The sequence below is a fragment of the Photobacterium sp. Ph5 genome (assembly GCF_022129445.1).
In the GTDB taxonomy this organism is placed as follows: domain Bacteria; phylum Pseudomonadota; class Gammaproteobacteria; order Enterobacterales; family Vibrionaceae; genus Photobacterium.
In genome coordinates, this window is record NZ_JADQAQ010000005.1 from 30593 (window position 1) to 55965 (window position 25373).

Genomic DNA, 25373 nt, shown 5'->3' on the forward strand with positions numbered 1-25373 from the left:
ACGTAATATGAGCTTATTAGATGTAAAAGATCTGCGTGTCGAATTTACTACCCCAGATGGTATTGTTACTGCAGTTAATGACTTAAATTTCTCGCTGAACCTTGGTGAAACTTTGGGTATTGTGGGTGAATCAGGTTCAGGCAAAAGCCAAACTGTTTTTGCCATCATGGGTTTACTCGCTAAAAACGGTAAGATCAGTGGCAGTGCTAAATTTGAAGGCAATGAAATTTTAAACATGCCTGAAAAGGCGCTGAATAAAATTCGTGCAGAACAAATCGCGATGATTTTCCAAGACCCGATGACATCGCTAAATCCCTATATGAAAGTGAGCGATCAGCTCATGGAAGTATTAATGCTGCACAAAAATATGAGTAAGTCTGAAGCGTTTGAAGAGTCTGTTCGCATGTTAGATGCGGTTAAGATCCCTGAAGCACGTAAACGGATTAGCATGTACCCGCATGAATTTTCGGGCGGTATGCGCCAGCGTGTGATGATCGCAATGGCGCTATTGTGTCGTCCTAAGTTGTTGATTGCAGATGAACCGACAACAGCACTTGATGTAACTGTCCAAGCGCAGATCATGGAGTTACTCAATGATTTGAAGAAAGATTTCAATACTTCAATCATTATGATCACTCATGATCTTGGTGTCGTTGCTGGAAGTTGTGACAAGGTACTTGTGATGTACGCAGGTCGAACGATGGAATACGGTAAGATCAATGATATCTATTATCAGCCAAGCCATCCTTATACCGAAGGTTTATTACGCGCAATTCCTCGTTTAGATACTGAAGGGGAAGAGTTACCCACCATTCCTGGCAATCCGCCGAATTTATTACGTTTACCTACGGGGTGTCCATACCAAGATCGATGTCATCGTGTATCTGCACGTTGTAAACAAGAGTCACCTATCTTAACTCCGTTTGATGATGGTCGTTTACGTGCATGTTTTTCTGATATGGGGACGTGGTAATGACTACAGAAAAGAAATTATTGCTAGATGTGAATGATCTTAAAGTTCACTTTAACATTGCAGCTAAGTCAGCATGGCCATGGACACCACCACTTAAATTAAAAGCGGTTGATGGTATCAATATCCGTATTTATGAAGGTGAAACGCTGGGCGTTGTTGGTGAATCGGGCTGTGGTAAATCAACGTTTGCTCGAGCAGTGATTGGTTTGGTTGAGGCTACTGATGGGCAAGTTGTTTGGCTTGGGCAAGATTTGACGACATTGAAGCGGGAAGCATTACGTGAAAAACGTAAAGAAATTCAAATGATCTTTCAAGATCCATTGGCATCACTGAACCCACGTATGACGGTGGGTGAAATTATTGCCGAGCCGCTAAAAGCATTTTATCCAAAGCTTTCACCAGATGATGTGAAGCAGCAAGTACAAGCGATGATGACAAAAGTTGGTTTGTTACCTAATGTGATTAATCGTTATCCTCATGAATTCTCTGGTGGTCAGTGTCAGCGAATTGGTATTGCACGTGCGCTTATCTTAAAACCGAAAATGATCATTTGTGATGAGCCAGTATCTGCACTTGACGTTTCGATTCAGGCTCAAGTTGTTAACTTGCTTAAATCGTTACAAAAAGAGATGGGGCTTAGCTTGATCTTTATTGCTCATGATCTTTCTGTTGTAAAGCATATCTCTGATCGTGTGTTAGTGATGTATCTTGGTAATGCAGTAGAGATGGGAGAAAGTGATGCGTTATTTGCGGATCCTAAACACCCTTATACCAAAGCATTAATGTCGGCAGTACCGATTCCTGATCCAGAGTTAGAGCGTAATAAACATGTGGAGTTGCTAGAAGGAGATTTACCTTCACCGATGAATCCGCCTTCAGGCTGTGTATTTAGAACTCGTTGTCCAAATGCAACTTCGTTATGCGCAGAGCAAAAACCACAGCTACAAGGTGGCGATGTACATGCGGTATCGTGTCTTCATGTTGCTTAATAGCTGAGAAATAAATAAAACGCGGCTTTTGTATTGAACAGAAGCCGCTTTTAATGATTAATTACTAATATTTAGTTAGATGTTCAGTAAATTTTTATTCTTCTTGTTTTGATATAAAACATTGTCAGCGCGATTTAGCGCATAAGATAAGCTTTCATTTGTGGCAACCTCAACGCAACCAACCGTAATACTGGTATGGACCTTGTGCTCACAAAATCGACTATTGCTGATTGCAATAGATAGTCTATTCGCCATTTTCTTCGCTTTATCTAAGGTACATTGTGGCAATATCAGACAAAACTCATCGCCTCCTAGTCGAATACCTATATCCGCTTTACGACTTAAATGTGAAATATTATTGGCTATATGAGTCAGTGCCTTATCACCAATATCATGACCGTAGGTATCATTTATGGTTTTAAAATCATTAGCATCAATGATGATAATTGAAATAGCAATTTTCTTGTCTTGATATTCATTGATGAGTTTGGGCAGTATTTTTTCCATAATACGGCGATTAAATAGCCCCGTTAGAGAATCGCTGAATGCTTCTAACTGAAAGTGATTTTTTTGGAATCTATATTTTTTGAGTAGAGAATACATGTAATTTAATAAAAAAATAATCATTAATCCGATAATGATATTTTGCATTACGACACTTAGGAAAAACAAAATCGACAGGTGTGCGCAAATCGCGTTTTGATCGTCAATATCGACTTTCATTGTGAGGTAAGGACCTAACGCCGTTTTACTGCCTTGTAAGACATTAATCTGGCTGTCTTCTGCTTTGTTATTAAAAAACAAGGTGAGATAAGCCTTAAAATTACGAGGTAGAGTGATCGCACGGCGTAGTGATGCAATTGGAATATCTACACCAATATCACCAATTACTTGCTGATCTTTATAGACAGGTGATTTTAACGTGATCACTTTTTCATGGGTAATATAGTCTGTATAAGGTGCAGTAAAGTAAAAGCCTTCCTTATTCTGATATTGTTTGTTGGTATCTGAGCGATAGTGGGTATATAACGAAGTCGAAAAAAAATGTTTACGCGTATTAAAATCACTTACTGAATACTTGGTTGATAAATAGAAATACTTCGATGTATGCGAAATGTAGTAATAATTATACTTAATTGAATTTTGGTGTTGTTGGCTCCAGAGATCATCTAAAAAAGGGAAAAAATTGGTTTCCTTTTTTATCTCATCAGTCGGTTTACCTGCACCAATAAGACTACCGTTGAGTAGATTGCTTGCGTAGATATTACGGTTAAAGCCAAATTCATTCAGTTCAGGATAGTAATGCACATCAACTAAAGCAGAGGTCTGTGATGCTTGTAATCTGGTTATTTGCTTAGAAAAAGTACGCGCATAACGCTCATTACGATAAGCCAATGAAATAATACTTTTCTTTATTTGGTTTAGGTTACCTTGCACGTATTCTTTTGCAGCACTGATCTCTTGCTGTGTATTCATCACGACCAGAAAAGTCAGCAGTAATACATTGATGGATAAAACAATCATACGGTTTAATAGATAATGGCTTACGACAAAATGTTTGGTAAACCAATTTGCTTGTTGTTCTTCTAAAATACTGTGATTGTTGTTATTCATCAGTAGTAAACTCCTGACAAATACGGCTGAATGGCTGTGGTTTGCTATAAAGAAAACCTTGGTGATAATGAATTCCCATAGCAATTAAGCAGTCTGCCTGCTCTGCTGTTTCTACGCCTTCAGCAACTACTTCTACTTCAGCTTTCTCAGCAAAAGCGACGAGAGAGCTCACAATGGTATTCTTGTTATTACAATCGAGTTCATCAATGAATATTTTATCGATTTTAATCGTTGTTGCTTGTAGTTTTTGTAGTGCTAGAAAATCACAATAGCCATTGCCCACATCATCGAGTTTGATTTGAATCCCCATAGCATTAAGTTGCTGGCAAACTTGGCTAGCGAGTTCAATATCTTTAATTGGCGAGCGCTCCGTTAACTCAAACGCTATGTTATGTGCAGCAATTTTATAATGTTGTAGTGCTTCACGGGTGATCTGCACAAGCTCAGGATCTTGCAATACACTGGCACTTAAATTAATGCTGAAATAGAAAGGTAAAGGCTTGCCATGATGCAGAATTTCAAGCTTTCGAATATCTTTCGCAACAGTATTAATTAGTTGGAAAGTAAGAGGCGTGATTGCTCCATTTTCTTCACATTGTGGAATAAACTCATCTGGTAAGATCACTTTACCTTTTTTTGTTTCCCAGCGGATCAGGACTTCATAACCGCAAATTTGCTGTTTATCGGCATCAACAATCGCTTGGTAATAAGGCACCAGATGATTTTGTTTAATCGCATTTTCAATCAAGAACTTTATGATACTAGTACTGTGATAACGACGGTAACACAGGTAGATCAAGGCACTAGAAAACAGCGCAAGTAAAAAGAGTAAATAAGGCTTAATAATATTGCGATAAGTCTTAATTGCTTCAGGAGTCGCATAATATTTTAGCCATGCTTTATTATTTAACGACATGGATAAAATGGGTTTGACGATATGATTAACATCATTTGCGGTAATATCTTTTGAGAATATTTCGTTAGGTGAGCCTTTTCGATTGCCCGTAAATAATGCGGCATTATTGCCTTCAATAATTTGAATCCAACTATTTTTAGGCAATCCAGCAAGTAAAGGATTAACAGGCTGTTGAGCAATATCAACAATAACGTTGCCGCCTAAAATATGCTTTTTGTATTGGACAATCGACTTATTATTTTTCTTATTAGCAATGAGAATAATTTGCGGATCTAATTCGATAATTTGAAGAGGATGAGCATATAACGCATCGATATCACGGTGATCACTACATTTTAAACCGTTATTAGTAATAAGTTGAATTGATGCAATCTGAGGCGAGTAGTAACTGATTTTTTCAAGTTCAGCGATATCTTGAGCATCGCAGGTATAAGAAAGACTATATTGTAGGTTATCAAGTAGCACTGAAGTCTTTTTTACTTGATCGATATAGTCATAAAAACGTTGGTTTTCGAGAAACTTAAGATGAGTTTGGAATAGCTGAGTGCTGATTTGTTCCGATGACAAGGTAGCTAAAACGAGCACTATAGCCAAGCTAAGAAAGCCAACCGCACAATTAAAAAAAGTAAAAGAAAGACGTTTTAACTTTACGATCATGATACTCAACCAAGGTGTAGTGCTTTAAAGCGACAATATAAAGTTTGAAGTATTAATACGCTACTAAATAGCTCTGAAAAAATCTGAACATAAAATTTATGTGAGAGAAATTATTTTTATGTTTATTTATATAGTTATTTCCTCTGTTTTTATCACTCTCATTTGTTTTATTAATTTAATTGGTAGTACTAAGTTGCTTTGTGAATGGATTTAACTGTAACCAAAGTATATTTTTGTTTATGCATTTAAGTATTAAGGTTGACTGAAATTTAACAAACCTACTTGTAGATATTTTAATGGCGGCAAAGAATCTAAATATTAAAACATATTAATTTTTTGATTGGAGTGAGTTAAAAAGCTATATATATCAATGCATTTTTGATTAATTATTTTCATCATGCTTAATCATAATTAATAACTATCGGATACGAATTTTCCTGTGGCTAAATGTAGTCACTCGAAAGGCAAGGTGCTTTTAAGGAGCTCATCAAGCGCTTATCTGCACATCATCGCGAATCACGAATGTCAGAAGACATGCTTTGCCTTTCAAGCTACGACTAAAAAATTTACATAAAGGAAAATAGATATGAAATTCAATAAGACTCTTGTTGCTCTAGCTGCTGTTGCGTTCCCAATGATGGCTTCTGCTGCTACTTCAGGCGCTACAGGTACAACAGAAGTTCAAGGCGGCCAAGTACGTTTTGAAGGTGAAGTAGTTAATGCAGCTTGTGCAGTTGATAACGAGTCTCGTGACAAGCTAGTTCAAATGGGCCAAGTTCGTGTGGCTGACTTTGCTTCACCAGGTGATGAAGCGGGTGGTAACTCTTTCACGCTTTCTTTAGTAGATTGTGATACATCAGTTCAAACTACTGCTGCGATTAACTTCCAAGGTAATGTTGCTGCAACTGATACTCAAGCATTAGCAATTAATACCCTAGCGGGCTCAGCTAAAGGTGTAGGTATTCACCTTTACAATGAAGATGGTAGTGCAGTTACATTCAATGAAGCTTCGTCTTATTCGAAAGCTCTAATTGACGGTACTAACGTATTTAACTACCGCGCAACGTATGTATCAACTGATACGACAGTAGAGCCTGGCGTAGCAAACGCAGTAGCACAATTTACTGTTACTTACTCATAAGGGTTAAGTTGGCGTAAATATAGCTAACTAAGATAGGGTGCTTACCTTTATTCATCGTATTAAGGGTGAGCACTTTCTTATCAATAAGTAATAAGTAGGTTAGATGAAATATTACATATTAATATTATCGATTGTTACTTATTCTCATTTTGCATTTAGCAAAGATATGCCTGTAACTGCAGATGGAATTGTCAACATTGAAGGCATGGTGGTTAATCAAACCTGTGTGACTAATTATGATAACAACCATGAAGAAACCACTATATCGAAACATAATAATAATGATATAGATGACATTTTTAACTTTAATATTTTATTTGAAGAGTGCATTGCAGATATTAAAAAAAATATTGATTTAGGTTTTACTGGGATAAAAGACATCAAAGATGTGAATGCTTTTAAAGCCGGTAGTAACAAAAACGGCATTGCGATTGTTATTACTGATATTTACGGTAAACCATTCTTACCCAATACTAATAACCGTGTGGTATTGGATAAGAATAAAGAAAAAGTTGATATGGTTTTAAAATACAAAAGCACGCAAAAGAAAGTTGTCCCAAGCTCAACAAACAGTAAACTTTTAATTCGAGTTATCTATCCATGATGAAATTTAAAAAAAGAAAAGCAGTATTATTATTATCATTGCTTGCTCCAATTTGTTCTTATGCTGGTGGTGTTTCATTAGGAGCAACGCGGGTAATATTTAAAGAATCAAACTCACAGCAATCGTTAAATATTAATAATTCTGATCAAGATAACAAATTCTTAATTCAGTCATGGATTGAAAACGATAAAGGTGAAAAGACCAATGATTTCACCATTACACCGCCTTTATTTGTTGTTGATAAAAATACAGAAAATAAAATCAGGATCATTCGAGTTAAAAACAGCGCAGCGTTCGAACCTAAAAAAGAGCAAGTGTATTGGATCAATGTAAAAGCGATCCCACCAAAAGACGAAAAGAAGAAAAATACCTTGCAGCTGGCGATTGTCTCGCGGATCAAAATGTTCTATCGCCCTGATTATGTAGCGCATGCCGCAGGTATGGTGGACGTACCATTACAAGCCAAATATAAAGATAGTCGACATATTGAATTAGTGAATGACTCTATTTTCCATCAATCATTGATTAATGTGAAAACGGGAAAAAATAAGCCTGAAGCAATTATGTTAGCACCTAAATCAACCACAAGTTTTGATTGTAATGATTGTAAAAATACCAATCTGCAATATCAAAGCATTAATGATTATGGTGCGATTTCTGATAAGTTAACCTTGAAAGTAATGTAATGATGACACTACGACTAAATAAAGTAGCCTACTGCCTGTTATTATGTATGACGCAATCAACAGTCACGGTTAATGCTGAAACATTTGATGCCGCCTTTCTTTCTGAAGGTGATGGTGCAGCAGTGGATCTCTCTTCATTTAGTCGTAGTTCTATTTTACCTGGCCAATATATCTTTGATATTTACGTTAATGATAAATATTTAACCAATGAAGAGATTGTATTTAAAAATCATGATGACAGCATTGAACCTTGTCTTTCATTAGAGGAATTATCTTCATTAGGGTTAGATTTAACGAAGCTGGGTGAGCAACACTTTGATCTTAAAAGTTGTTTTTCTTATAAAGAAATTAACGATCTTGGCATTGACGTAGATACTTCAAAACAAGCCCTGTCTATTTCTATTCCTCAAGCATACCTTGATAAAAATGTGAGAGGATTCGTTGATCCTAGCCGTTGGGATAATGGTATTAATTCAGCATATATGAATTATCATTTATCTGGTCGTAATAGCCGTTATCAAGGCAATGCATCTAATAATTTATCTGCGAACGTATTACTCGGAGCTAATTTTAACGAGTGGCGTTACCGCGGTAGTCTTTTTGTTAGTGATATAACTGGCTCACCAGATGTCAATATTAGTAATAACTATATTTATAAAGTGATCCCAGCGATTGAATCGAAGCTGAAAGTGGGTGAGTTAAATTCCAGTGGCAGGGTATTCTCTTCTAATCGTTATGATGGGGTTCAGCTTGTAACTGATAAAAATTTAATGCCAGAAAGTCAGCAAGGTTTTGCCCCTGTGATTAAAGGGATCGCTAAATCGAATGCATTAGTCACTGTAAAACAAGGTAATAGCACCATTTATCAAACCTCGGTGCAGCCGGGTCCGTTTGTTATTGATGATCTTTATTCAACAGGATCAAGCGGTGACTTACATGTTGAAGTGAAAGAAGAAGATAATACAGTTAGCTCATTTATTGTCCCTTTTTCAACTTTACCGTCATTGCAACGTGCGGGTCACCTAGGTTACGAAATGAACCTTGGTAAATTGAAAGATGCGAATGATCTAAAAGACGGATTATTTTTAGACAGTAATTTTTATTACGGTTTCAATAACACGTTTACCGTGTATAACGCTGTGCAATTAAATACCAATTATCAAGCATTATCACTCGGTGTGGCAGCGAATATTGGTCAATTTGGTGCCTTTTCGATTAATACATCCTATGCAAAAAGTCAGTTTGAAAACAGTGATGCGGAAGGTGTGTCTACTAGTATTCTTTATTCTAAATCACTAACAAGCACAGGCATGAACGTAAGTTTAGCTGGTTACCGTTATTCATCAAAAGGGTTTTATGAGCTGTCGGATGTGATCCAAGAAAATAGTACTAAAGATCATATTAATAATAAAAAAGCCAAAGCAAATATTACTGTTAATCAATCACTAGGAAAATATGGCAGCTTATATACTAACTATTATAAGCAGTCTTATTGGGATGGCAGTAAAGAAAATAATTTCTTAATTGGTTATAACGCAACCATCAAGAACGTTACATTGGGTTTATCTTATTCTCAGGTTGACAATGATAGTCAATATTCAAACAGTGATAAGATGATTTCATTGAATGCATCGATTCCAATTAATTATATGGATGATAAAAATACATTATCAACCTCATATGTAAATTACAGTATGGATTCAGATTTAGATGGTCATGTTGCGCATCGTGCTTCGGTCTCTGGGGCGCTATTAGAAAATAAAGAGTTGCAATACTCAGCCTCAACCCGTGTTGATAGCCGTGATTTTTCGGGCAACGTGAATTTAAATTATTCCTCATCTCATGCGGAATATGATGTTGGTTACTCGAAAAATGGTGATAGCCAAACTATAAACTATTCCATGAAAGGCGGCATTATTCTCCATGAGGGGGGGATCACCTTTGGGCAAAACGTGGGTAACACCAGTGTATTAGTGTCTACGAATGGCGTGGCTAATGTACCGCTTTATAACCAACGTAATGTTGTTACAGATAGTCAGGGTTATGCCATTGTTTCTTATGCTCGTCCATATAAAGAAAATACGGTTGAGGTTGATGTTAACCACCTTGATGATAACTTGGAAATTGAAAAATCAGTGAAGAAAGCCGTACCAACTGATGGTGCGATTGCTCAATTAACCTTTGATATTAAGAAAGGTTATAAGGCCCTGATCAACGTTAAATATCAAGGGAAGTGGTTACCATTTGGCAGTTCGGTATTAGATAAAGACAATAACCAAGCATCCATTGTGGGTGATGAAGGTAAAATTTATTTATCTGGCTTGCAAGAGAAACAATCTTACCAAATTCAATGGGGACGTGATAAATCATGTCAATTAGATATTGAATTAAACGATCTTAAAGAAGGGCGTATTTATTATGGGCAGAAAGATTGTATCTAAACTTATTATGTTATTGGTCTTATTTTCATCGAATTGTTTTGCTTACGATGTTTTGATCAATATCAATGGCCGTATTATTGAGAATACATGTACGATATCTCCATTAGATCAAAATAAATTAGTGTCATTTGGCACAGTAGATAAAAAAGAATTTGGTTCAGTAGGGGATCAAATCAAAAGAACACCAATCACGATTAATTTTGAAAATTGCAGTGAAAGTATTCAGGCTGTGAAACTTAATTTAAAAGGTGATGCAGATAAAACGGATGTTAATACATTAAATATTAATGGTGATGCAGATATGGGTTTTAGCATTGCTTTTTTCACTCCAAATGATGAGCAGATAAAATTAAATGGTAGTAGTGAAGTTATTAATTTTGATTCTAGTGATAGTCAATCTATTACTTTTTCCGCTTCGTTAAAGAAAACAGAAACAGATGTTGCTGAAGGTGCTTTTTCTGCAACAGCGACATTAGAGGTTGAATATTTATAAAATGAAAAAAATACTATTATGTATATGTTTGTTTATATCTTGTCCTGTTTTAGCTAGTAATATTATTAACCACTCCGATGAGCAATTAGGTGCGATCCCATTACATATAGATCCATCGGCTAACTTTGCTGCATTAAAAGGTAAACCCATAAATGGCGTATATTCATATACTCAATCAACACTCGATGATCCTACTTTTAAGTGTTCAAATAATGATAAATGTATTGTTAAAGGATATCTAGCTCAGTTGTTAGGTGTTGCCGTACCTGGCATTAGTTACGTGGATGATGAAGGTAATAGTCATGCAGTGTATCCAACTAATGTAACGGGAATTGGTTTCTCTGTTAGTGCTATAGATGAAAAAACAGCTACTTATAAACCATTACAAGCAAATACTCCGTTAGTGATACATGAAGGGGCAACAAGTAAGTTAACTTTTAGTGTTAGGCTTATTTACATTTATACAGGGGATCCTATCAGTGCGGGAAGTCATATTATTTCAGGATTGCCAAATTTTGATGAAGTTGCGAGGCTCTATGCTGATACCAGTGATAGTAAAAATGAAAACGTGCCTGTTATTATTGGTAAAGGTGACGTTATCGTTAATGCACATTCTTGTGAGATTTCATCAGAGAAAGAATTTACGCTAGATCTTGGTGAGCACAATATTAACGAATTTCCTTCTGTTGGCTCATTGGCTGAAGGTAAAAGCCTATCAGTTCGGTTGAGTTGCAAGAATGAAACGGTTGTATCTGCTGTGATGACAGATCAATCATCTCCAGGTAACACATCTAATACTTTAACATTAACCGATACTTCAACAGCGAAAGGGGTTGGTATTCAGTTTTTCCACAAGGATGATCCTAAAGCGATTGTTTACGGGCCTGATAATAATACGGCTGATCAATCGAATAAATGGTATATAGCAACCGCAGATAAAGATGAAGATTTAATTGATGTGAATCTTACTGCGAAATATGTACGAACAGGCGATATCACTGTTGGGGAAGCATCAGGAATTGCGAGTGTCACATTTATTTATGAGTAACGTTTGGCTGTGATTAATGCGCAATTTTTTTATAAACAATGGGTTAAGCGAGAGATTAAAAGGAACGTATATGTTCCTTTTTTTCAAGGTATTTATAATTTTGAAAAAAGATCTATAAAAGGTATGGAGGTATTAGCACGAAAAAAGGTAAAGGGAAGATATTTGTCTCCAGCTGCTTTCTTATCTGAGATTGAAAGTTCTGAATTAATGAGTGAATTTACACAGTCTATTATTTATCAGTCGCTGACGTTACTTAATAATATCAACATATCTAATACGCTAGATATTAGTATTAATGTTCCCCCCTCATTAATTGAAGAGCAATCGTTTATTCAATTTATACAAACCAAGGTGGTGGGTTGCTATGATGCAGATAAATTTAATCTCATTTTAGAACTGACAGAAAGTTCTAGAATTACGAATAGAACCATATTCACCAAGAATATTAAGTTACTTCAAAAATATGGTCTTAAGTTTTATATCGACGATTTTGGCAAAGATTATTGTGACTTTGATACTTATTTTTCTGACTTAAAGATAAAAGATATAAAGATTGATAGGTCGATTGTTAATGGCTCGCAGAATACACTACAAGCCGTGATTAACTTTGCGGATACGCTTTCAGCTGATCTGATAGCAGAGGGGGTTGAAACTCGAGAGAAATCGCAAGAGTTACTTAAGCTGGGTATTAAACATCACCAAGGTTTTCTATATTCAAAACCATCAGTAATAGAAAAAGTAGCACTAAGTATTTAGTGCTTTTTTTGATTGTGTACGATTAAATTTTTAATATGATAAGACCTTTTTATAAGTTCCTTATCAAAAAGCGTGAACTCTATTCTATCATCGTATTTAAAAAATGGAGCGATATTTACTCCTCGATTCAACACATCTGTATTTAACGTTTCTCCTTTTAAGTGGTAGTTGATCATTTTTTCATTGAGTTTTATCAGCGCACTTTTAGTACCATAGTTTAAGTACAAACCACTATTATGCCGAATACTACCATCGGGAAAGTAATGGTATAGATCGTAGATACCATTCTTACATATAAACTTGAACTCACGTTCAGGTAGAACAATCTTTCCCTCAGCGGTATAAGCACATTGGTTTCCATTATAAAAAGCAGGAATTAGTAAATATAATGGAATGAAAAAAATAAAAATATTGATATATAAGAAAGTTTTATTATTCATTAGTAAAATAATTTATAGATATATTTAGATACCATAAAGCTGCATAAGATATTTATCATAGTAAGCATGCTCAATATAGTAAAGCTTAGTTTTGATATGGTTTTTATGGTGCTGTTATTTTCAATTATATCTTCACTGGTTGGGTCATGAATTGATTCCTGAGTATCTTTAAATGATGCATTAAATATATATCCAATAGTAGGTACAGTATTTATTGATAAGTTGCTATCAATATCATTAGCAAGAAAAATTTTTCTTATATTAGCAACTGCAACATTTAGGGAGCTCATACTTACTGATTTATATGGCCATCCAATATTAATCAGTTCCTTACGCGTTATTTCTTGATTTATATTGTGAGTAAAGTGTCCCATAATGTTTAATTCAGCCGTAGATAATTTAGATAGATCTATCTTTTTATTATATTTTTCAGAAATAATGATAATTGCTCGTTCATTTTTTGAAAAGGTGATATTAGCAGACATATTTATTCGCCATTGATTTGATGTAATATTATATAAGCTAAATTACTTATATTCTAGATGTGTGTATATAAAATTATAAAAAATATTGTATATATTATCCTTTGTAATTACATGTTTTTTAGTTGTTGTAAATGACTTTTTAACCAGATTTTTTTTGGTATTAACACTTATTAAATTTGATTTTTTGCTTTGTTAGTTTCTTTAATTTAGCTTTTTTTATTTTAATTTAAGTTAGCATTTGTTTGTAAAGTCTTGTTTTTGTTGGTTAATATTTTTTGTTTGATGGTTGTGTTCCCAGTTTAAAAGTGCTTTTAAAAAATGACGGCTTGTTCTGATTTTTCAATTCATTATTATTCATAACATATGAGTTAACCCTGTATCTTTCTCTTGTTAATGTTTATTCATAGGGGCACCTAGTCAGCATTAATAAGGTGTGAAAATAATTAATAAGAAGATATACGGAAAGCTTATGCCTTTGTTATCAACATTAGTAAGATTCATATTATCTTTATTGATATGTATAACTGGTTTATCTGTGCTTCCTGCACAAGCTAATATTACCGATGATTTGGTGGTAACAATAAGTGCACCAAAGAATTATGATGCAGGTTCATCAGTTAAATATACATTAACCATTAAAAATAATTCTGAAGTTACTACTTATAAAAATATAAAGTTAAATGCATCAATTGCAGATATCACTACGATGCTTGATTCCGGAGAAGAAGGTAATGCCTTTTCTTCTGTTTCTAATAAAGTCGATACTATTGGTGATAATAGTGATGCTGGTGTATTTAATACTTCTGGAAATCTAGCGTCGACAAATATTATTGTTGCTCCTTCTGAGTCAATTACTTATATCATTACAGCTAAGACTGTTGAAAATGCTATCGGCGATATTAATACCAGTGATCATGTTTCATTTAAAAAGGGTTTCTGGTTTAAAAAGGAATTAGATGCGGTTGTCACTCAATATCTACAGCCAGATCTTTCTATTACTAAAACCGTTGCTAATACGGCATATCAAACAGGGAAGAAAATTACCTATACTGTTGTGGTTGAAAATGCTGCTCATGCAGGTACTGCACGTCATTATCATGTGATTGATACGCTTTCATCTATCCAGTCACAAGCGGCAAATAATAATATCGACGACAATAATAACTGGTCACATACCGATGAAGATAAGTCTAACCCATTTACAACGTGGGATATTGCTGTTGCTGTTGAAAACGGTGCTGACTCTTCATTATCTTCTCCTCTTAAAGATACTGATCTTGATGACACAGTGACATTACCTGCAAAGGGTAAAATTACCTATACAGTGACAGCGACAACAACAACTGTTGCTATTGCAGAGATCAGTAATAAAGCGCTGTTGCTTGATGCAAAAAAACAACAAATTGCTGAAACGGCATTAGTGAATACAAATACCCAGCTTGTAAATACGACACAGAATACGAAAAGAGTGATTGAAAGTGAGTATTCACCGGGTAACGAAATCACTTATAAATTAAGAGTTAAAAATACAGATAAGCATAAGTTTGCTAATAACATCAGTTTATTAGATAAGCTGATGACATGTCCTACCACTACGCAATCGACAGGTGCAGATGAGGCGCCATTTGAGTATTGGTATATCGACAGTATTGATGCAGAAAATACTGCTAAAGGTACTGATGCAGGTGTTGCTGCGAATAACCCGTCGGCACATCGAACGGATAACATTAACTTTGTGGTCGATTTAGCGCCAAATTCTTATATCGAATATACGATCAAAGCAAAAGTGAAAGACACCACGATTGGACATATTCAAGATTCTAATGCTTGTGGTGATGACTTTGATGAATCTGGCTCTGGTATTGATATGCCAAAGGGTAAGATCCAAATTAAGAAATCGGTAGATCAAGACAAGTTCACTCCGGGTGAAGATATTACTTATACCATTGAAGTAAAAAACCCATCGAATGGTTTGTTACTTGATATTCCTGTGGTTGATAAATTAAATGAAATCACGGCAGAGAATGCTGACGGTAAGATGGTATATCCATTTGTTGAAGGGAGTATTCGTGTAACTACAGATCAAGGTAAACATTCAAACCCTGATGTTAATGGTGATTTAAATAAAAATCCTATTGATGTAAAAGCAACTATTTTTCCGAATGAGTCGGTGAAATACATTGTTACCGCTAAAACCAAGCAAGACATTGTCGGTGTTATCTCTAATACGGCTTATGCAGGTGAAGGAACACAACAAGGTAAATCGACTGTTATTACTACGCCTCGTTTAGAAAATTTAAACATAGAGAAGCATGTTAAAGGTGCAAATAGTGATGGATGGCGTGCGTACGGTTATAAGGATGATGAGTTTACTTACACCATTAAAGTCACGAACCCAGCACCTGCGGGCTTTGCTCAAAATGTCACAGTGACGGATGCTATATCTCAAATAAAAGCAGAGTTACTTGAAAAAGCGGGTGAAGAAGTACCTGTATTCACGTCATGGACAGTATCTACAGCTACTGACGGTGGGGCGGAAGTTGTTACAGCGCCTGAAAATAATAAAGATTTAGAGAGTGTTATTAATGTTCCAGCTGATAGTTCGGTAACATTTACTGTAACTGCCAATATTGACCCACGTCGTAAAGATCACGTGATTTGGGGCAAGTTTACTAACCAAGCACAAGCTAAATTGGCACGTACAGGCGAAGTTATCAAAACAGCTAACGTTGATGTTGTTCCTGCTGAACCTCGTTTACGTTTGCGTAAGTTAGTGTCGAACAGTGTTTATACGGTTGGACAACCACTTGAGTACACCATTGATATTCAAAATTATGATCGTGATGGTTATGTGAATGATGGTCGTGTATCTGATTCAATTTCATCATTGAGTATTTTTGATCAATGGAAAGTTTGGTGGGAAGTCATTGATGATGAAAAGAACCCTGCAACCACTGATCGTGGACAAGGAACAGAACTATTTGGTTACCCAACCACAGAAGCAAGTGCGAGTGAAAGTACCAAAGATATTAATAATGCTCGCTTTGATTTAGCACCGCATCAAACATTACGTATTCATGTAAAAGGCTTAGTGTCTGAAAAGGCAGTTGGTAAAGGTAAGATCACTAACGTTGTAACTGCAACGGATAATGCAGGTGATCATTTTGATGCCTCTGTTGATGTCAATGAAGATAATACATCGGTCAATAGCATTAGTATCTACAAATACGGTGATCCTGACTTTAAACGTTATCACCCAGGTGACAAGTACACTTGGACGGTACGTGTTGTAAATAACAGTGCGAATGCTGTCGACAATGTTGTAGTGAACGACAAGATCATCGGTATAGATGTTTTGCTAGCTAATAACGGCGACAACAAGTATGCCGATATTACTGGTACACCTTACCGTTCATGGACGATTACCAAGCAAGTTGGTGAGGGAAGTGAAGAACATTTTTCTGATGATGTTGATTTACATAATGAATTGAAATTGGCGAAAAAAGGTGAGGCTGGCGACAATGCAACTTACCGAATTACGGCCATTATTAAAGATAATGTCGTTGATGAGTGGTTAAACAACGTCGCAGATGTGACTTACCTTACCCTGAGAAATGGCAAGATGGAGCCAATCACGGCATACGCTAAAGCTTCTGTACAGCGTGCGTCTACAGGTGGTGATGTCACTCGTCATTTGAATGAAACACAGTATATTCCTGGTAAAACAAAAATCGTTTATACCATCACGGCATCTTCAAACTTAGGCTATATGAACAATAAAGCTATTTTGGAGAACCTTGAAGGTCTAACGGTTAAAACCATTAATAAAGATGGTACAACTTCAGAAGGTAACCCGTTTGATCATGGCTCTGGCCCTGAATTCACCGTATCAGTAGAGAAGTCAGAAGTAACAGGACACGACGTACCATCGACTTCTACTGATGGCACGTTAGACGGCACTGTTGCTGATAATAAAAATATTGATACGACTATTGATGTCGCGCCAAAAGATAAAGTGATTTATACCGTTACAGGTACGGTACGTGACGATGCTGTTGGTGATATTACTTTTAATAACGATCCTGACTTAGTGGTTGAACCTTATGAGTCGAAATTAGAAATTGAAAAGAAGGTTGATCAGAAAAGCTATGAACCAGGTAAACCATTACATTACACCTTAACCGTTAAAAACACGGGTAAAGCCCATGCCTTTGATGTACATGTTAAGGATCTACTTGCTGACGTGAAAGTGCTAGATGTTAATGGTAATCAAGCGCCTGCGTTCTCGTCTGTGACAACAACTGATAAATACAGCGGTGAATATAAAACATGGTATTTCGCAGGTCACTATGACAAAACTGGCAGCATTAATACAACGGATACCATTATTCCTTTAGGTGGTACTGCTGTTTATAGCGTTAATGCTGTTGTTAACAAAGATGCGGTTGGCCCAATTACCAATGCCTTAGATGTAAATGGTAATACCACCGAAGTGGTTACTAACCCTGTTACTGCAAAATACATTGCTAACAAGACGATTGTTGCTTACTACGATGACGAGAAAAATAAACTGCCGGATCTTAAAGGTTATATGCCGGGTGGTTACATTGAGTATCAGGTGACGGTTACTAACCAAAGCACTGCGAATATTGATGATTTATCGATAAAAGACGATCTATCTACTATCACAGCAAAAACCGTAGATGGTGGAGAAGAGCCTGTTTTTGATGATGTATTGATTGACTATGCTTTTGTTCGTCAAGATGCATTTAGTAAAGTGGCAGGCTTTGCATCTTCAACTCAAGTACTTGATACAAAAGTTGATATTGGCCCTGAAAATGCGGTGACGTTTAATATTAAAGCGCATATTAAGCCTACCATTGTTGGTACTTTCCAAAATGAGGCAAATATTGGAGACAGGCTACACCCTAAATCTCCTATCTCTAAGATGCTACCAGCTAATGTTGAGCTAACGAAAATTGTTATGGATAGTGCAGGTAAGGAAATAAAGACTTACCAACCAGGCCAAAAAATCCAATACAAAATTGAGTTATCAAATAAAGGCTACGGTACGAGTTACACTGTGGCATTGAAAGATGAGCTAAGTAAATTACTTACCAACGTAGCTGAATTATCAGGTGACGGTAAGCAAGATCCAACAGCTACTCCTTTCAGTCATTGGATTGTTCATGAGCCTGTATTTGATGGTGGTATTACAACAATCCCACTGACAACTGGGCAGAATGATATTAAAGCTAAGGCTGTGCTTGCACCTAAAGTTGGCAAAATAACGATTTTAGTGGATGCAACCATTAGCGATGATGCATTGGGGGATATTACCAATACCGCAGTGTTTGGTAAGAAGAGTGATGATGCTGTATTAACACCTGAGCCTAAAGATATTAGAGCGTCAAAAAATGTGATTGAACTTGATGGTAAGCCGTTTACATCGAATAGCTATTATCTTCCAGGACAAAAAGCGACATATGAAATTAAAGTTAAAAATAGTTCAAATAACTGGGCAAATGACATCACAGTTAAAGACGTTGTATCACATGTAAACGTTGATGTAGCGGGCGATAAGAATGAGCCAGCTTATAGCAACTATCGCATTACTTATCGTGTTGAAGGTGGTGTATCTTGTTTGCCTGATACCTTTGTACCTGTAAATACGCCTTTAGATAATAAGCAGCTTGATACTGAACTGGATATTGCACCACAACAAACCGTGTACTTTACCGTTGAAGCAATGATTAAAGATACTGCGGTTGGTGTGATTGAACCTAACCATGCATTTGTTAATGATTTAGACAACACATCGCAGGAGATCCCACCGCAAAACAGTGACTTTGTTATTCATAAAAAGGTGGCAGATGAAGATAAAACCTTCACGCCAGGGCAAGAGATCAACTACACCATCACAGTAGAAAATACAGGTGACGCGTGGCTGAATGATTTACCGATCAAAGATGAATTGACAGCGATTACAGCTGATATTGCTCATGATGCGACATCATCTACGACAGGCTCGGCTTTTAGCTCAGTATCAGTTGAAGCGAAAGCTACTGATGGTTCATTTGTTACAAGCAATGCTTCAGACAACATTGACGCTGTGGCTGATATTAAACCGAAAGGCTCTGTGACATTCACAGTGACTGCTGTCGTTGCAGATAACGTTATTGGTGAAATTGATAATACCGCTTATGCAGGAAGTGATAATACGCCTTCTGAAAAGGTCACTATCACGCCTAAGCAAGGTGATTTTGAGTTAACTAAAACAGCAGATACTGAGACATATGTAACCGGTCAAGAAGTAACGTACAGTGTGACGTTAAGCAATAGTAGTGATGCTTGGATTTCTGATATTTCTCTTCAAGATCAAGTATCAAAGATTGTTGCTGACTCTCATGCTGGGGTAAAAGCACCTGCATTTGACGCATCTAGTATTAACTTTACTTGGGCATCAGAAGGTGCAATTAAGAGCTTTGTCGATGTTAACTCTGTGAATGAATCAGCGACGGTATCTTTAGCGCCAAAAGGCAAAGTGATCTTTACCATTAAGGCGAAAGTAGCTGACAACATTGTCGGTGACATTACCAATGAAGCGATAGCCAATGATAAAACTGCAGATGTAACAATTACACCAAAAGTAAGTGAATTCGATATTCATAAAGCAGCGGATATTGAAACATTTGTACCGGGACAAGTTGTTACCTACACCGTTACCGTAAATAACACAGGCGGCACTTGGTTAGATGATCTTCCAATTAAGGATGATCTAAAAGCAATCCAAACGGATGTAATTGGAACTTCAGGCAGTAAAGAGAAAGGCAATGCCTTTAGTGCAATTGAAGTAACAGCATCTGCAACGCCAGATTCAACAGTTACTAACACAGCAGCCGATACTATTGATGCAACGGCTGACATTAAGCCGCAAGGCAGTGTGACATTTACGGTTAAAGCAACGGTTGCCGCGAATGTTATTGGCAATATCGATAACACAGCCTATGCAGGTAATGACAACACACCATCAGAGACGGTGACAATTACACCAGAATCAGGTGATTTTACGTTAACGAAAACGGCCGATATTGCTGAGTTCGTGACAGGTCAGGAAGTGACTTATGTGGTGACACTTGAAAATAGCAGTGATAGCTGGATCACTGATATTCAGTTGTCAGATAAAGTCTCTAAGATCATGGCTCTATCTCACGATGGTAATGATGAAAATGCATTTGAATCGTCAAGTATTAGCTATGAGTGGCATGTAAAAGGCACAGATAAAAGCTATATCGAATCTGATCTTGCTAATGAATCAGCGGTAGTGAATCTTGCGCCAAAAGGTATTGTTGATCTAACAATCAAAGCGAAAGTCGCTGAAAACGTGGTTGGCGATATTACCAATGTCGCAACGGCAAATGATAAAACGGCAGAGGTAACGATTGATCCTAAGCGTGGTGACTTTACTATTACTAAATCGGTTAATAAGGCAACCTTTGTGCCGGGTAAACCAGTCACTTATACAGTAACAGTAAAAAATACTGGTGGTACATGGTTAGATAACTTCCCGATTAAAGATGATCTAAAAGCGATTGAAGCTGATATCGCACATAGCGCGAGTTCACCCGTTAAAGGTGTGGCATTTAACACTGTATCAGTAGTAGCTAAAGCATCTGATGGCTCATCTGTAACCAATAGCGTTACTGACAATATTGATGCTATTGCAGATATTAAACCTGACGGTGACGTTACTTTTACGGTTGAGGCTACTGTTGCTGATAACGTGATTGGCGCAATTGATAACACCGCTTATGCAGGTGAAGAAAATACGCCATCTGAAACGGTAACTATCACGCCAGAGCAAGGGGACTTTGCGTTAACTAAGAGCGCTGATACTGATACCTTTATTCAAGGTCAGAAGATCACTTACACAGTGACATTGTCAAATGATTCTGATAGTTGGGTAACGGATGTACTGCTAAAAGATGAAGTATCGAAAATCGAAGCACTTGATCCAACAGGCACAAAAGTAGCTGCGTTTGATCCTGCCACGATTAAGGTTTCAGCAACATCTGAAGGTAGCCTTGATAGCTTTGTTGATATCAATACAGCTAGTGAATCGGCAACGGTAAGTCTTGCGCCACATGGCAAAGTGCACTTTGACATTGAGGCGAATGTTGCCAGCAATATTGTTGGGGATATTACTAACGTGGCAATGGCGGGAAATAAATCTGCTGAAGCGACAATTACCCCAACGCAAGGTGAATTTACGCTAGAGAAAGCCGTAAACAAACCAACGTTTGTACCTAATGACACCATGACGTACAGCCTAACTCTGAAGAATAATTCAGAAGCATGGGTAACAAATGTAAAAGTGACTGATGCATTTAATACCATTACAACTGAACTTGCAGGTCATCGAACAGGATTAGCTTTTGATAAATCATCAATCAAAGTGACATCTGGCAAGATCACTGCTGGTGAAGGTTATGTGAAACCTAATCCTGATGGTAGTGCATCTGCATTAGTGGATTTAGCACCAAACAGTGAAGCGGTGATAACAGTGGATGCCCAGGTTGCAAGCGATGTTGTCGGTAATATTGCCAATACTGCCTATGCGAATGATCAAGCATCGAATGAAGTGGTGATCACGCCTGAAGCATCTGAAATCACGATAGAGAAAACAGCTGATATTAGCGAGTTTGTTCCGGGTCAAACCGTGAATTACACAGTGACAGTGAATAACACCAAAGCGAGTTGGGCAACAGGCGTTAATATCAAAGATGAAGTGTCTAAAATTGAAGCTGAAATTGCTGGTGGTACGCCAACGTCACCATTAACAGGCAGTGCTTTTGATGCTAATTCGATTGTGACGAAAATTGTTGACTTAGGTGATAGCAAAGTTGTTAAGCAAGAAAGCAATGAAAGTATCATTTTAGATATCGCGCCTAACGCTTCAGTGGTGGTAAATATTGCTGCGAATGTGAATAAGAACGTGATTGGTTCTATTACCAATATCGCTCATGCGATTGATAATAATGGTGACGACCATAATGCTGAAGTGACAATCGAACCTATTGAAGGTGCAGTAATTTTAACTAAAGAAGCTATCTACGCGACTTATAAGAACGGTGGTGAAGTAGGTTTTGATATTAAAGTTGAAAATACAGGTGCAGGTTTTGCCGCTAATGTGACGCTTGAAGATTTAATCAGCAAGATAGAAGCAACAACAAACTTAGGTCAGCCAACCCCCGCATTAACACATTGGAAAGTGAGTTATGTCGCTGGTGATGAAAACACCAAAGTGATGGATGTTGCTTTAAACAAGCTAAAACAAAACTTACCTGAAGATAAAGACGTGAATGTGGTGATGGATATTGCACCGCAAGATACAGTGACATTCACCGTAATGGGTACTGCTGCTGATGACATTGTTGATGATATTACTAATACCGCGAGCATGACATTTGGTGAGAACAAACAGGATGCAACGGCAACTGTTAAGCCTGAGCAAACCAATTTTGAAGCAACCAAAGCGAGCGTTGAATCGTATTACACCATCAATAAGGATGTGAGCTTTGAGCTAAGTATCACCAACACATCGAACAATATTATCAATGACATGGTGGTTAATGATGATATGAGTGGAATAAAGGTGAAATATCGCGATGGTTCAATAGGTCCCGCTTTTGTAAAAGATAGCACTAAGTTTGTTGTAGAAACCGTTCCACAAGGCGCACAGGTTCAAGCGCAAACAGAGAGTCAGTTCTTGGTTGATCTACTACCTAAGCAAACTATTACTTTTAAAGTAACAGGTAAGGTTGTAGATAGTGCTAATGGCATGATTCAAAATGTCGCGCAGGTAAATGATCAAGATGTACCAAGTAATTTTGTCCCACCATTGGAGCCTGAAATTACAGGTACGATTGTTACGACAACGGATTACGATGATGACAATGTAGGTGAAGACGAAAATATCTATGTACCGGGTGGAACCGTGGTTTACACCATCACGCTAGAAAACAACACTGATGCGTTTGCTAACAATGTTGGCTTTATGAGTGAGTTCTCAAAGGTTAGTTCAGAAGATTATAACGGTCGTCAAATTCATGCTTATACCGATTGGAAGATCGCAACCAAAGCAACAGGTACGGAGCGTGGTACTACAGTAGGTAGTTACACTGATGGTAAAGATGTACAAACGGGATTACACATCGCACCACACAGTAAAGTGGTTTATACCTTTACCACTCAAGTTGATAAGAACCTTGTTAATGTTATCGACTATGCTGCGTTTTACATTGATAGAAAAGTGATAGGGCATATTGATGTACATAACTTGTCGGTTACTAAGCTTGAGTCTGAAGTGAAACCTATGCTGCCAGAGTACGATTTGAAGCTGACAAAAACAGCATCAAAAGCAACGGCACAAGTCGGTGATGTCGTTGAATACGAAGTGATGGTAGAAAACGACAACAAAGCGAATTTCTACGATGTATCAGTTGTTGACCATTACCCAGCAGGTTTCCAATATGTGACGGGTTCAACCCAAATCGTGCATAGTGGTCCTGATGGTGAGTTTGATACCAAAGATGATCAATCACTAAGCCAAGAGCCTGTGATGTCAGGACAATTAACCTTTAGAAAGGTTAACCTGAAATCAAACGAGAAAGTGCGTGTCCGTTACCTTATGCGTGTTAGTACCGGGGTGACATTTGGTAAATATGTGAATACCGCCGTTGCGCAGATCCGTGGTGAAGATAAATCGAATGTCGATAAAGCCGTGGTGGAAATTGAAGCGGATAAGTTATTTGATACCGCATCTATCATAGGTAAAGTATTTGAAGACTTAAATGGCGATGGTTTCCAAGCCGATGCAACTGCCAAAGGCATTACTGTAAAAATAGACTTACCGAAAGGGGATTATGTTGCCAATTCAACAACCTTAATGCGTGACGGTAAAACGACAGTAGTGAGTGATGCAAAACAAGCAGCGCCTATTAACCGTGGTATTACAGTTAAAACGTTGATGGGCCAATCGCAAAACCGAACCTTGAAGCAAAGTAATAAAGCTGTGATCCGTTTTAAAACGACAACAGCTACACCGTTTGCCTTTAGCGTAACAACAAGCAATGGTACTCATGTTCATTTTGGAACTGATAGTAAGATCACGCGCACATTAACGGGTGATACCAAACAAGGACTTTCAGCAGAGAACCTCAATGTGACACGTAATCTATACCAAGCGAAAACAGGTTATGTTTGGGAGATCGTAATTGAAAACTTGGGTATCTATGAAGATGGTATTCCTGGGGTTCGCTTAATTACCACTGAAGGGATTAAGATCGAAACCGATCAATTTGGTCGTTACCATATTCCAGATCAGTGGGTGAAAGATAAGAAAGGTAAGAACTTCCTTGTGAAAGTTGATACTGATTCTTTACCAACAGGAATGAAAGTGATCAGTGAAAACCCGAAAGTACAGCGTATAACACCGAATGCACTGGCTAAGTTTAACTTTAGTGTTCAAACCAAACATTAATTAGTTAGACGATGAATCAAAGGCTGATGAATTCTCATCAGCCTTTTTTTATATCAAAGAGTCGCTTCCATATCTATTAATATAACGAACACTGGTTCATCATTTATCTTGCCATGAATAACAGTGCGCGTATTAATCAATCTATTGCTGTTGTTCTATATCCCTAGATGTATTTCACTATGTGCTTTAATGAGTATAAAGACCTATCTATGAGAGGTTAAATATTTGATAGGTTAATTGATACAGCGAAGTCATTTTCATTTTTTGAAATTACAGTAAGAGATAATAATAACCATGATTTTTAGATGGAAATAACAAGGAGAAGTGAAAATATTACAGTTATTGGAGTTTTAATATTGTTCTGAAAGTTGGGTTCAAAACGCTTTGTTATTATAAAAATATACGATATCTGGCTTTAATTGTATGATTTTAAACGTTTATGTTTTTTTATATTAAGGTGATTAAATTCTGCTTCTCTTCATTTTTCATGATGATTTTATCTTTTCCTGTCTTTTATATTAATTGACGTAAACAGTGTTTTTTTCTCTGAAATTCAAAATCAAAATATTTCAATGTTTATGAGTTAAC

At 36.9% G+C, this 25373-nt stretch carries 14 protein-coding genes; 10 read left to right on the forward strand and 4 right to left on the reverse strand.

The window, feature by feature from the left end; genetic code table 11:
• The first annotated feature begins 7 nt into the window (after positions 1–7).
• Entirely contained in the window at positions 8–973 is a 966-nt protein-coding gene (locus I3259_RS03270) for an ABC transporter ATP-binding protein (RefSeq protein WP_238028311.1), read from the forward strand.
• Positions 973–1962 carry a murein tripeptide/oligopeptide ABC transporter ATP binding protein OppF gene (gene oppF, locus I3259_RS03275; protein ID WP_238028312.1) on the forward strand — a complete coding sequence of 330 codons (990 nt, stop codon included), beginning with the start codon at positions 973–975 and terminating at the stop codon, positions 1960–1962. Before I3259_RS03270 ends, oppF begins: the two co-directional genes overlap by 1 nt.
• Positions 1963–2037: 75 nt before the next feature.
• On the opposite strand, the gene I3259_RS03280 is transcribed toward oppF, so the two are convergent.
• Both I3259_RS03280 and I3259_RS03285 read right to left on the reverse strand, forming a co-directional pair.
• Positions 2038–3576, reverse strand: coding sequence for a sensor domain-containing diguanylate cyclase (locus I3259_RS03280; protein WP_238028313.1), 1539 nt, complete (start codon positions 3574–3576; stop codon positions 2038–2040).
• Complete coding sequence (locus tag I3259_RS03285; RefSeq protein WP_238028314.1) at positions 3569–5149, reverse strand: EAL domain-containing protein; 1581 nt, start codon at positions 5147–5149, stop codon at positions 3569–3571. The genes I3259_RS03280 and I3259_RS03285 overlap by 8 nt, the downstream gene beginning before the upstream one ends.
• Before the next feature lie 586 nt (positions 5150–5735).
• Here I3259_RS03285 and I3259_RS03290 point away from each other — a divergent pair.
• The 7 genes from I3259_RS03290 to I3259_RS03320 all read left to right on the forward strand — a co-directional run bounded on the left by I3259_RS03290 (position 5736) and on the right by I3259_RS03320 (position 12318).
• Positions 5736–6290: a fimbrial protein gene (locus tag I3259_RS03290; RefSeq protein ID WP_238028315.1), complete on the forward strand. Its 555-nt coding sequence runs from the start codon at positions 5736–5738 to the stop codon at positions 6288–6290.
• Positions 6291–6393: 103 nt separating this feature from the next.
• Entirely contained in the window at positions 6394–6894 is a 501-nt protein-coding gene (locus I3259_RS03295; protein ID WP_238028316.1) for a hypothetical protein, read from the forward strand.
• The gene (locus tag I3259_RS03300) at positions 6891–7580 is read left to right on the forward strand and encodes a molecular chaperone (protein ID WP_238028317.1); all 690 of its coding nucleotides are present in this window, start codon (positions 6891–6893) and stop codon (positions 7578–7580) included. The genes I3259_RS03295 and I3259_RS03300 overlap by 4 nt, the downstream gene beginning before the upstream one ends.
• Complete coding sequence (locus I3259_RS03305; RefSeq protein WP_238028318.1) at positions 7580–10021, forward strand: fimbria/pilus outer membrane usher protein; 2442 nt, start codon at positions 7580–7582, stop codon at positions 10019–10021. The genes I3259_RS03300 and I3259_RS03305 overlap by 1 nt, the downstream gene beginning before the upstream one ends.
• The gene (locus I3259_RS03310) at positions 9999–10514 is read left to right on the forward strand and encodes a fimbrial protein (protein WP_238028319.1); all 516 of its coding nucleotides are present in this window, start codon (positions 9999–10001) and stop codon (positions 10512–10514) included. Before I3259_RS03305 ends, I3259_RS03310 begins: the two co-directional genes overlap by 23 nt.
• A 28-nt stretch (positions 10515–10542) precedes the next feature.
• Positions 10543–11562, forward strand: coding sequence for a fimbrial protein (locus I3259_RS03315; protein ID WP_238028320.1), 1020 nt, complete (start codon positions 10543–10545; stop codon positions 11560–11562).
• Between the two features lie 9 nt (positions 11563–11571).
• Positions 11572–12318, forward strand: coding sequence for an EAL domain-containing protein (locus I3259_RS03320; RefSeq protein ID WP_238028381.1), 747 nt, complete (start codon positions 11572–11574; stop codon positions 12316–12318).
• Here I3259_RS03320 and I3259_RS03325 read toward each other — a convergent pair.
• Positions 12315–12758 (reverse strand): hypothetical protein, encoded by a 444-nt coding sequence (locus I3259_RS03325; RefSeq protein ID WP_107218377.1) that lies wholly within the window; start codon positions 12756–12758, stop codon positions 12315–12317. The genes I3259_RS03320 and I3259_RS03325 overlap by 4 nt on opposite strands.
• Complete coding sequence (locus I3259_RS03330; RefSeq protein ID WP_107218378.1) at positions 12758–13243, reverse strand: helix-turn-helix domain-containing protein; 486 nt, start codon at positions 13241–13243, stop codon at positions 12758–12760. Before I3259_RS03330 ends, I3259_RS03325 begins: the two co-directional genes overlap by 1 nt.
• 535 nt (positions 13244–13778) lie before the next feature.
• On the opposite strand from I3259_RS03330, the gene I3259_RS03335 reads away from it, so the two are divergent.
• Entirely contained in the window at positions 13779–24785 is an 11007-nt protein-coding gene (locus tag I3259_RS03335; RefSeq protein ID WP_238028321.1) for a DUF11 domain-containing protein, read from the forward strand.
• Positions 24786–25373 lie beyond the last annotated feature (588 nt).

Bases quoted from the DNA above. Each gene is read 5' to 3' on its own strand.
- I3259_RS03270 (WP_238028311.1), top strand. From the start codon at position 8: ATGAGCTTATTAGATGTAAAAGATCTGCGTGTCGAATTTACTACCCCA.
- oppF (WP_238028312.1), top strand. From the start codon at position 973: ATGACTACAGAAAAGAAATTATTGCTAGATGTGAATGATCTTAAAGTT.
- I3259_RS03280 (WP_238028313.1), bottom strand. From the start codon at position 3,576: ATGAATAACAACAATCACAGTATTTTAGAAGAACAACAAGCAAATTGG.
- I3259_RS03285 (WP_238028314.1), bottom strand. From the start codon at position 5,149: ATGATCGTAAAGTTAAAACGTCTTTCTTTTACTTTTTTTAATTGTGCG.
- I3259_RS03290 (WP_238028315.1), top strand. From the start codon at position 5,736: ATGAAATTCAATAAGACTCTTGTTGCTCTAGCTGCTGTTGCGTTCCCA.
- I3259_RS03295 (WP_238028316.1), top strand. From the start codon at position 6,394: ATGAAATATTACATATTAATATTATCGATTGTTACTTATTCTCATTTT.
- I3259_RS03300 (WP_238028317.1), top strand. From the start codon at position 6,891: ATGATGAAATTTAAAAAAAGAAAAGCAGTATTATTATTATCATTGCTT.
- I3259_RS03305 (WP_238028318.1), top strand. From the start codon at position 7,580: ATGATGACACTACGACTAAATAAAGTAGCCTACTGCCTGTTATTATGT.
- I3259_RS03310 (WP_238028319.1), top strand. From the start codon at position 9,999: ATGGGCAGAAAGATTGTATCTAAACTTATTATGTTATTGGTCTTATTT.
- I3259_RS03325 (WP_107218377.1), bottom strand. From the start codon at position 12,758: ATGAATAATAAAACTTTCTTATATATCAATATTTTTATTTTTTTCATT.
- I3259_RS03330 (WP_107218378.1), bottom strand. From the start codon at position 13,243: ATGTCTGCTAATATCACCTTTTCAAAAAATGAACGAGCAATTATCATT.